Origin of the sequence: Protofrankia sp. Cas4 (assembly GCF_963555915.1) — a bacterium.
In the GTDB taxonomy this organism is placed as follows: domain Bacteria; phylum Actinomycetota; class Actinomycetes; order Frankiales; family Frankiaceae; genus Protofrankia.
Genome location: NZ_CAUVXL010000055.1, coordinates 1 through 8,889, shown reverse-complemented (window position 1 = coordinate 8,889; position 8,889 = coordinate 1). Strand labels below are relative to the sequence as shown.

8 protein-coding genes and 1 pseudogene are annotated in these 8,889 nt (G+C 69.0%); 4 read left to right on the top strand and 5 right to left on the bottom strand.

Features of this window, described 5'->3' with window-relative positions; genetic code table 11:
• A pseudogene (locus U9979_RS05945) lies at window positions 1-212 on the top strand (hypothetical protein); the annotation flags it as partial.
• A 121-nt stretch (window positions 213-333) separates the two neighbouring features.
• Window positions 334-780 carry a hypothetical protein gene (locus U9979_RS05940; RefSeq protein ID WP_322778577.1) on the top strand — a complete coding sequence of 149 codons (447 nt, stop codon included), beginning with the start codon at window positions 334-336 and terminating at the stop codon, window positions 778-780.
• Window positions 781-1,270: 490 nt separating this feature from the next.
• Here U9979_RS05940 and U9979_RS05935 read toward each other — a convergent pair whose 3' ends face one another.
• The gene (locus U9979_RS05935; protein WP_322778576.1) at window positions 1,271-2,272 is read right to left on the bottom strand and encodes a TIR domain-containing protein; all 1,002 of its coding nucleotides are present in this window, start codon (window positions 2,270-2,272) and stop codon (window positions 1,271-1,273) included.
• 435 nt (window positions 2,273-2,707) lie between these two features.
• Here U9979_RS05935 and U9979_RS05930 point away from each other — a divergent pair, with 435 nt between their 5' ends.
• Complete coding sequence (locus U9979_RS05930; protein WP_322778575.1) at window positions 2,708-3,829, top strand: hypothetical protein; 1,122 nt, start codon at window positions 2,708-2,710, stop codon at window positions 3,827-3,829.
• Window positions 3,826-4,203, top strand: a complete 378-nt coding sequence (locus U9979_RS05925) for a hypothetical protein (protein WP_322778574.1) — start codon at window positions 3,826-3,828, stop codon at window positions 4,201-4,203. The genes U9979_RS05930 and U9979_RS05925 overlap by 4 nt, the downstream gene beginning before the upstream one ends.
• A gap of 210 nt (window positions 4,204-4,413) precedes the next feature.
• Here U9979_RS05925 and U9979_RS05920 read toward each other — a convergent pair whose 3' ends face one another.
• The 4 genes from U9979_RS05920 to U9979_RS05905 all read right to left on the bottom strand — a co-directional run.
• Complete coding sequence (locus U9979_RS05920; protein WP_322778573.1) at window positions 4,414-6,192, bottom strand: hypothetical protein; 1,779 nt, start codon at window positions 6,190-6,192, stop codon at window positions 4,414-4,416.
• Window positions 6,185-6,610, bottom strand: coding sequence for a hypothetical protein (locus tag U9979_RS05915; RefSeq protein ID WP_322778572.1), 426 nt, complete (start codon window positions 6,608-6,610; stop codon window positions 6,185-6,187). The genes U9979_RS05920 and U9979_RS05915 overlap by 8 nt, the downstream gene beginning before the upstream one ends.
• A 130-nt stretch (window positions 6,611-6,740) precedes the next feature.
• The gene (locus U9979_RS05910) at window positions 6,741-8,108 is read right to left on the bottom strand and encodes an ATP-binding protein (RefSeq protein WP_322778571.1); all 1,368 of its coding nucleotides are present in this window, start codon (window positions 8,106-8,108) and stop codon (window positions 6,741-6,743) included.
• Window positions 8,108-8,889 (bottom strand): SCO6880 family protein (locus U9979_RS05905; RefSeq protein WP_322778570.1); only part of this gene is annotated, 782 nt, incomplete at its 5' end. The genes U9979_RS05910 and U9979_RS05905, both read right to left, overlap by 1 nt.

Sequence of the window (8,889 nt, the reverse complement as noted above, 5' to 3'; positions counted from 1 at the left end):
TCGCCCACGATGGTCATCTCGTGTTGACCGTCATGCCGCCCGTCGGGGTGAAGGATCTCAACGACTGGTGGCAGCAGGACCCTGACGATCTCCACCGGACGCTGACCGCCACCGCCGATCACTTCACCGGATACCTCCCGCACACCGCTCTACCCAGTCCGACATGGAAAGATCATAATTGGCGAATGCAGGATGCCGTACCCGGCCCATAAGAAGGCAGTCACGCAGTTTCCACCGCCGCACCCGCCAGGGAAAGGTCCGCGACGAAACGCCTCACCTCCGTCCTGAACAGCTGCCCACCAGTGCCGGGGTGTCCGGTGGCCCTTCCATGCGGTGCCGCCATCAACACCACCGTTAACGGGATCGATTCACATCGCCTTCCTGCTGCTGGCGCTGTTCGCCGAGATGGAACGCACCTACGCCGCCGAACGCGCCGCCCACGCCCAGGACGACAGCCTCGGCACGATCGCCACCAAGACCGGCATCCCGAAGACCTCGTTGCACCGCTACCTCGCCAGCGAGGAGACCTATCATGGCTACCGCGCGTTCCGGGACCCCCTTACTGACGCCCGGGAACGGGGATCTCCCGATAACTCCCCCGGAGTGGGACGTGTGGCGGAGGATGGGCCAGAAACCAGCGGCGATAGATGGGGAGATCATGGACGAGCGGCTCGCCAATCGTCGGGCGGCGCTGCATGCCGCGACGATGATTTACCGGCCCGTATTCGAGACGATCTTGTCAGGGTCGAATACGAGAAGTATGATCCGAAACCCAGATAAGCACGCCACGTCCCTGAACAACGCACTGCACAGCATGCTCGACGTTGCAGGCACCCTCGAGCGCTGGCTTGTCCTGGAGGAGTGACGCGTCGGAATGGCATGAGCGGGCCCCCACCCTTAACAGATCATGCTTTGGGGCCCGGACTCGGTCTTCCCGGGCGCCAGCACCGGACATTTCCCCCCATCGGATGATGGTGGAAAAGGGGAACCCCCGTCCCTGGACCCCACGGGCGGACGGCGGCACGGGTGCCATCCGGTGCCCGTGGGGTCCAGGGGTTGGGTCAGTCGGCGTCGTAGCGCGGGTCCGCCCACAGACCGGCGACGATCGCGACAACGAGCGCGCCCAGGGTTGCCGCCAGCGCCACCACGAGCAGCTTGAACACCACAGGGTCGACGTACACGACGAGGCTCCGCACCCGCGCCCCGCTCACCCCGGCGTGCCGGACGGAACGCCCATGGACGTCATCGGCTGCTGTCCATCCAGCTCATGTCATGATCTGTCCAGAATGTCTGGTTCAGCGCCAGCGTCCCAGGCCTGCAGCCGGGGCAGGCCCTCAGGGAAGAAGAGAGGCTGTTCTCTCTCCGGCCAGGACGTCGGCCGCACCAGACCCGTTGGCAGCAGCGTCGCCCCGTTCCCTGTCGCGACGTCCAGCTGCTCCTGCGACAGCCAGGCGCCGGTGAGGTCCGCCTCGCGTAGGTCGGCGCCGGTGAGATCCGCCCCGCTCAACCAAGCGTCAGAGAGATCGAGACCCTTCCCTCCAGGTATCCGCCCAAGGGCGCCTGCCGCAGCTCGAAGATCCTCCGGGGCGGTTGTGCTGTAGGAAGCGATGGCGCTCCCCCGGAGGAACGCTGCGAGGACCTGACGTACCTCGTCGACCAGCGCCGGGTCGGTGTGTTCGGCGTTGGCGGAGCGTTCCATGGCGCGGATGCCGGCGAGACGGACCGCCAGCGCCGGCGAACCGAGGTGGCCCAAGGCTGCAGCGAGGACGATGGCGGGATCCGGCTGCGCTCCAGGCAGACCGGGGAACGCCGGTGGCCGTTGCGGGGTGGTGAGGCGACCAGGGAAGGCTGCGAGCCGGGGCAAGACCTGCATCCCTACCGCGTAGAGCAGCCGTTGACGGGCCTGGTCTTCGTCGAGGTCGAACAGGTCCACCCAGGTCAGGGTCCGCAGGGTCTCGGGGGGTTTGACCGGTTCGAGGCGGACCGGGAGCAGCGTGTGGCGGGCCAGTGCCGTAGTCCATTCGGTGGTGCACCAGTCGGAGGTGAAGTAGGCGTGTGAGTAGAGGGCGACCGTCCAGCGGGCGTCGGCGAGTTGGGCGTTCATCCACTGGACGAAGTTCCGCCCCGGTGGGGAATCCCATACCTGTATCCGGGCAGCCAGGCCGGCGTTTTCGAGCGCGGAGGCGATCCATGTTGCCCACGGCTCATCCGCGCCGGTGTAGGACACGAACACGAACGACTCCCCTTGCGTCATCGTCTTGTTGTACGGCATGTTGCGATCCGTACCAGAATCCGTCCGGTCCCGGGCAGCGGACCCGACCAAGGTCGACGCTCGGTCATGCCCCTCGCGGCAGTCCTTCCCAGGTGTCTGGCGCCCGGTAATTTTCCGGCTCGTCGTCCACCCTTGGGTCTCACCGTTGCGCAGAGGAGTTTAGTGCACACGAATACGGGTCAGCCGGATGTCCCGTATTCCTCCACGTTCACCACGGACGCGCTAGCGGCCCGTGCCAGGAACCTCGAACATCCACATTCGGATCTTCACGTGTCACGAACGATCGTTTATGAGATATCAAGATCAAAGCGTGTTTGTGGCCCACGGCAGTAAGTAGGCCCCTATCGCAACGTGTGGCGGCTGCGGCATCGACAGGCTCTGTGGCGATTGGTGGCATACTTGTGGCTTGTGACGGGGGACACGGCAGACCCAAAGATGGCGCACGGTGCCCGGCCGCCAAGGGCGGGGGACTATCTGATCGCAGGGTCGGAATCGGGGCGGGACTCGAACAACCAGGGGACCGCTCCCGGCGAGTCCACGCCGAGTGTTGCCCCCGTCCCTGGCTGGGACGGGGGCAACGCCGATGCCGCCTACCTGGACAAGACACTCCTCTACGGGGAGATCGAGACCGGGCTCGATGAGAGCGTCAGCCGACGGACACTTTCCTGGTTCTGGTGGCCGGCCACCGTCCTCAGCTTGGTCGTTTTCGTGTTCTTTCTGGTCACCGCGTTGTTCGCCGGCATCAACTTCGCCATCGCGGGCATGGCCGTCTCCTTCGTCACGTTTTGGTTAGTGTTGCTGACCGTCAGGATCGCTGAGCCGATCGCCGAGTGGCGGGTGCTGCTCCCGGACCGCGCCCTGGGCGCCGAGTCGGCTTACAGCCAGATCAGCGGTTCGCTGCGGGAGCGTCGGTTTCCGATCATTACCGAGGTGGGTGCGGCAGCCACCCGCTCGCCGCTTGACGGCGTGCGATACCGACTCGTGTTCCGCGAGAACTCCTACGTCACCTACGTCGCAGTCTTCCCATACGGAACGAGTCTCTACCTCGGCTGGATGATGTGGCGCAGCCGCCGCGGCGGGCAGGTCGTCGGGCAGCTTCTCTCGGACATCGTCCGAAGCATGTTCAACCGTACCGATCCCGAACTGCGGATGTTCCGGGCCGAGCGGGCCCGGGCGATGCGCGAAGCGGTGCACGCAGCCTGCCGCGAAGGGCTGTTCGTGGCGCATGAACAGCGGCACGTTCCGCTCGAGTTCGGCTTCCCATCCAGTCTCCCGAACCCTGGTGACCGGCGTCGGATCCCCGACGCACCGACACGACGGCGTCTGTGGGCATGGCTGATCCCGACTGGACGGCGCCTGACACGATCGGTGTCGGTTCTCGTCGAGGCGCTCGACCTCACGCCGCCGCAGGTATCCGACGCTGAGACGGCCATCGTGGTTGTCGGCGGCTTCCGGTCAAATCTGGAAAAGGATCTTGATGCTCTTCTCCTTCGAATCGGGCCGCCATCTGCGGTTGGAAACGAACGAATCGACGAACCGCGAGGTGACCAACAGTGACCACGGGGGACCAAGTCGTGCCCGATGGTGGCGGGTGGGGCGATGTCGAAGTCTGGGACAAACTCGCCGCATGGGAGAAGAAATCCCCTGCCACGGCGAAGACGCTGATCGAGATTCTCCAAGCTGAGCGGCGGCATGCACACCGCTTGGAATGGGCGCACTGGGCCCGGCAGATGGCGGGCGTCATCCTCGGTTTCGGATGCGTGATCGTCATGGCTCTGCTGGCCTGGCACTACGCTGACATCGGCTCGCCCATCAACGGCGCCCTGGTCATGGGCGCGGGCACAGGTTCGATTGTAGCGATCTTTGTAACGGGCAAGTACGTCGGACGTGCCCCAAGCGCTCGGGAGCGCTCAAGGGCCAGAGGCGCTTAACGCGATCACTTGCTACTGATGCAGCACTTGAAGATCATTCAGGTTGTCGCTAATTTCCGGACCCCTTTCCTCGAGCTTGGGGCCATCGGCGGTGCCACGGGCGGGCGACGGAAATATGCGCATTCCAGCCAGTCCTGAGGACCTATAGGAAGTGAGCGGGAACGGGATTTCTCCGATTCGTTTACCACTGGCCAGGGCAGGCATCGGGGGTCAGAGGTCTAGATCGATCGTGGGAGAGCGTTGGGGTGCTGCTGCGGGCGCCTCGGCCGTGTTCGTCGCCGGGGTGGGAGGGCTGACCGGGCGGGCGTCCGTGTCGGGAAATAACAGGGGCACCGTCGGCTGGTGCGCGGTGTGGAGTTCGTGGGGGGCGTGGGTGGCGACGAGGGCGGCGAGGGTGATGGGTGGCTCGTCGCCCTGCAGGTGAATGTTCGACTGGCGCCGGAGGATGGCTTTCAGGGTCTCCTCGCGTTGGACGAGGGCGGCGGTGAGGAGGTCATTTCTGATGTCGAGGGTGCCGTGGTGGGGGTCATGGATGCGCAGGGCGTCGGTGCGGGCCTCGACGCGGGTGGCTGTTGACGGCTGCGCGGTGGGGTTCGTGCGTAACGGTGGCGTGGTGGGACGGGTAGGGGCCGGACGGGTTTCTGGTGATCGCGTCGGGGCGGGAGCGAGAGCGGGCACCGGTGCGGTGTGCTGGGCGAGGTATGCGGCCTGGTGGGGTAGCGGCTGCGGGCCGGTCAGGGTGCGGAAGGTCGCGACGACGTCGCGGGAGGCCTGTTGGGCCGTCTTGTAGGTCCGGCGCAGCGCGCGGGCGTGGGCCTCGGGGACGGGCCGGTAGCTGCCCGCGGGGGTGCGCTGTGTGAGCGTTCCCGTTTTGATCATCTGACTGGTGGTGGCGATGCCGGTGCTGGCGAGGTCGGGCAGGATCAGGATGGCGCGGCGGATCGCGGTAAACGCGGTGGGGAGTTGGCGGACGTCGCCGTGGGCCGCGGTACTGGTGGTGTGGTCGATCAGCCGGGCGATGTCGGCGGTGAGGTGACGGCCGGTCTGGCCGTGTGTTCCCAGCGACTGGAGGTCGCGCAGTGACCGGGAGATCTCCTGCCAGGCGGTGATGGTCTGCTGGGCCTGGTCGGCGGCGTCGTGGTAGCGCATTTTCTCGACGGTTCGACCGAAGGTGGCCCGCTGGGTGGCGAGGGTCTGGGCCCGTCCTGCGATCAGCACGGCGAGGTCGGCGAACGCGATCAGTGTGTGGTGGTTGGGGGTGGCGTCGGGCTGGCTGAGGTGGTGCGCGAGGAGGCGGAGATGGTCGAGTTGGCGGTCGAGGGGATGTGCGCCGTAGTCGCCGAGGAGGGGGCGGACGTCGTCGAGGGCGCTTTCGGTCCCGTGCGGGGAGGAGCGTTCGTGGATCTGACTGGCGGGCACGGCGAGTTCGGCGAGGTGACGGAGGGTGCGTGCCGCGGGCGACAGGTCCGTGGTGGTGTCCCGCGGTGCGGCTCTGGAAGGGCGCGGGTTCGCCGGGGTGTGGGCGGCGAGTTCGCGGGCGCTGATCGCCGCGGTCAGAGTGATGTCGGCGAGGCGGGCGGTGGCGGCGGCGACGGCGGTCGGGCTGGCCAGGAGCCAGGCGTCGGGGCCGCGGTGCTCGGCGGCGGGTCCGAGCTGGGCGGTGAGAAGATCGTGGGCGACCGCGAGGGTGTCGGCGGCCTGCTGCCAGCGGTCTGCGGGGACGGGTGGCGGGTCGGGGAGGGTCTGCTGGGCGGCGGTGGTGGCGAGGCTGAGCTCGCGGGCCAGCCGTCCGGGTGGGCTGTCGTCGTCGAAGGGGCGGGCGAGGAATCGGGCGTGGCGGGCGGCGACGGTGACCAGCAGGGTGATGCCGGCGGCGTCCGCGTTGGCGCGGTCGGCTGGCAGGGAGACGGTGACCGGTTGGGTGGCGGCGGTGGCGGTGAGTCGGGCTGCGGTGGTGGCGAGTTGGCCGTAGGTCAGCGGGTCAGGCATCGGGTAGGGCGGCCAGGGCTTGGCGGGTGAACATGGTCGCGCGGGCCTGGGCCAGGACAGCGGTGTCGTGGCCGGTGCAGCGGGGGAGCAGCGCGGCGGCCGCGGTCAGCAGCTCGCGGACGTCGGTGAGCGGGACGTTGTCGGTGTCGACAGCCATCGGCGGGGCGGCGGTGACGTCGATGTCGGTGAGTTCGGCGACGGCTTGGTCCACGAGGAGCAGTGCCAGGTGGGCGGCGGTGTGCTCGGCCAGCGGCGGGTGCAGCAGGGCGACCGCGGCGTGTTCGAGCATCGCGAGCGCCGTCGCCGGGTCGGCGTCGGCGTCGGTTCGTCCGGTCAGCTCGACGGCCGTTGCGTGCCAGCTGCGGGCGGGTCGGGGATCGCCGGCTTCGTGGACCGAGCGGGTGGGCTGGTCGTTCATGGATGGTCTCCCGGGGTCGGTGATGGCGCTGACTGCTGGTTCGGGGAAATGCCGGTCGTCACCGGGCAGGGAGCCGTCCGGGCGTGGGCTGGCGGGCGCGGAAATGCATCTTCGCGCCGGCTGTATCTGCTTATCTTTCACGATAACCGGATGTATCGGTATTGCCGGGAATGCTCGTGCGCATGGCGGTGTCGGTGTCGGCGAAGGCCCATTCGTCGGCGGCGATGACGTGGTCGACCAGTGCGGTGTGACCGCCGACCTGCCACAGGGCGGTGAACGGCGGGAAGCCGTCGAGGAGCGCCGCTTCGGTGCTGGTCAGGCCCATGTCGGTGAGGAGCCGGCCGATCTGTTCGGGATTCTGGTGCAGGAACACCCGCACACTGGTGGTGTTGAGCAGGCCGGCGGCGATGGAGGCTTCGGCCCGGTCGGCGTGGACCTGGCCGCGCAGGTCGGCGATGGCGTGAGTGATGAGGATGTTCGCCGCACCCCATTGGCGGCCCAGCCGCCACTGGTCCTGCAGGAAACGGACGATCGCGAGGTCGTCGAGGGCGATCCATCCTTCGTCGATGACGGTGAGTTTGTGCCGGTCGGGTTGGCCGTACATGACGGCTTGCAGCCAGCCGGCGGCGGCGGTGAGGACGAGTTTGAGGGCCCGCCGGTTGGTCAGCAGCGCGGAGAGGTCCAGGACGAGGCCGGGGGTGGTGTCCCAGGCCAGGCCGATCGAGGTGGGACCGTCGCAGATGCCGCGCAGGTCGTGGTCGACCAGGGTGACGCAGGCGTCGAGCAGGGGACGGCGGCGGTCGAGGAGCTCACCCGGGGTGGTGTCGAGGTCGGCGGCCAGGGTCGGGTCGGGGTGGGCGAGGACCGCGCGGATGTCCAGGAGCGTCGGGGTGGGGGTGCGGGCTGCGGCCCGGCGGACCGCGGCGGTGACGAGGCGCTGCTGGCTGACCGACAGTTCGCCCTGGCCCAGGGCGACGGCGAGCAGTGCGCCGGTGACCGCGGCCCGCCGGGTCGTCTGCGTCGGGCTGTCGGCGGCGGGGTGCTGGCCGGGGCCGGCGTCGAGGGGGTTGACCCGGATGCCGCCGCCGGGGCGCAGGCGCAGCGCGGCCCAGCCGAGCCGGTCGGCCAGCGCCGTCCATTCCCCTTTCGGGTCGATCACGGCGGTGAAGCGGGGCCGGCCGCCGGCGGGGGTGCGGGCGGCGGCGCGGTGCAGATAGGCCTTGATGAGCGCGCTTTTGCCGTGGGCGCCGGCACCGGAGACGACCATGTTCGGTCCTTGGATGAGCCCGGCGTCGTAGGCCTCGTGCAGGTCGAAGAAGAAGCCGCCGCCGGCGAGCCGGTTGTGTCCGAGGAAGACTCCGCGGCTGCCGAGTCCGGCTTCGATGGTGAACGGGTAGACCGCGCACAGGTGGGCGGTGGTCGCGGTGTGCCGCGGCAGCGCCAGTCGGTCGACCGGCGATGCTCGCCGTCGCCACCGTGGCGGTGCGCCGGGGGCCATCAGCCACCCCCGCCGAACAGGCCGCGGCCGGGGGCCAGGCCGAGCGGGAGGGTCGCGGCCCAGGCCCGGTCGTGCCGGCCGTGCAGCGGGCGGAGTTCGGCGATCCCGCAGCGGGCGGCCAGGTCGACCATCGCCTGGCTGGCCTCGTCCAGTGCGGGGCGGCTGGGCGCGGTGACGTCGATCAGGCCGGCGTAGCCGTACTCGGGATAGCCGGCCTGTAGTTCGGCGTCGCGGCGGTCGATGTCCTCGTGGGCCTGGGTGAGGTGGACGGGCACGCGGACGGCGTGTTTCTGGCGCAGGTGTAGTTGGGCGTCCACGGAGACGGATTCGGTGTTGAGGCGGCGGCGTGAGATCCGTGGTGGTACCGGTTCCATGAGGACCGCGACCGTGCGGGCCCCGGGGGTGTCGTGCAGCAGCGGGTCGAGCCAGCCGGGTTGCACGGTCAGGGTCGGCCAGTGCGCGATCCAGAACAGTCGATGCCAGCCGCCGTCGATCTGAACGGCGTCCCAGTGGGCGTGGATGGCCAGCGGGGCCAGCAGTGCCGGGTCGACGGTGGCGGCCAGGCCGGCTTTGGCCGCCAGCCCGCGCCGCACCCCGTCCAGTCCGGTGCGTGCCGTCGGGTCGGCGTGGAGCCGGACGGTCTGGGCGAGGTCGACCGGGGACAGCAGCCGGTCGACGACGAGGCCGGCGGCCGTGCAGCGTTCGGCGAGCGGCCGGGCCGCCGCGATCGCGGCGTCCTGCGCGGTGATCCCGCTATGGCGCAACCGGCGGGCGTCCACGG

Bases quoted from the DNA above. Each gene is read 5' to 3' on its own strand.
- U9979_RS05935 (WP_322778576.1), bottom strand. From the start codon at position 2,272: ATGCCGTACAACAAGACGATGACGCAAGGGGAGTCGTTCGTGTTCGTG.
- U9979_RS05930 (WP_322778575.1), top strand. From the start codon at position 2,708: ATGGCGCACGGTGCCCGGCCGCCAAGGGCGGGGGACTATCTGATCGCA.
- U9979_RS05920 (WP_322778573.1), bottom strand. From the start codon at position 6,192: ATGCCTGACCCGCTGACCTACGGCCAACTCGCCACCACCGCAGCCCGA.
- U9979_RS05915 (WP_322778572.1), bottom strand. From the start codon at position 6,610: ATGAACGACCAGCCCACCCGCTCGGTCCACGAAGCCGGCGATCCCCGA.
- U9979_RS05910 (WP_322778571.1), bottom strand. From the start codon at position 8,108: ATGGCCCCCGGCGCACCGCCACGGTGGCGACGGCGAGCATCGCCGGTC.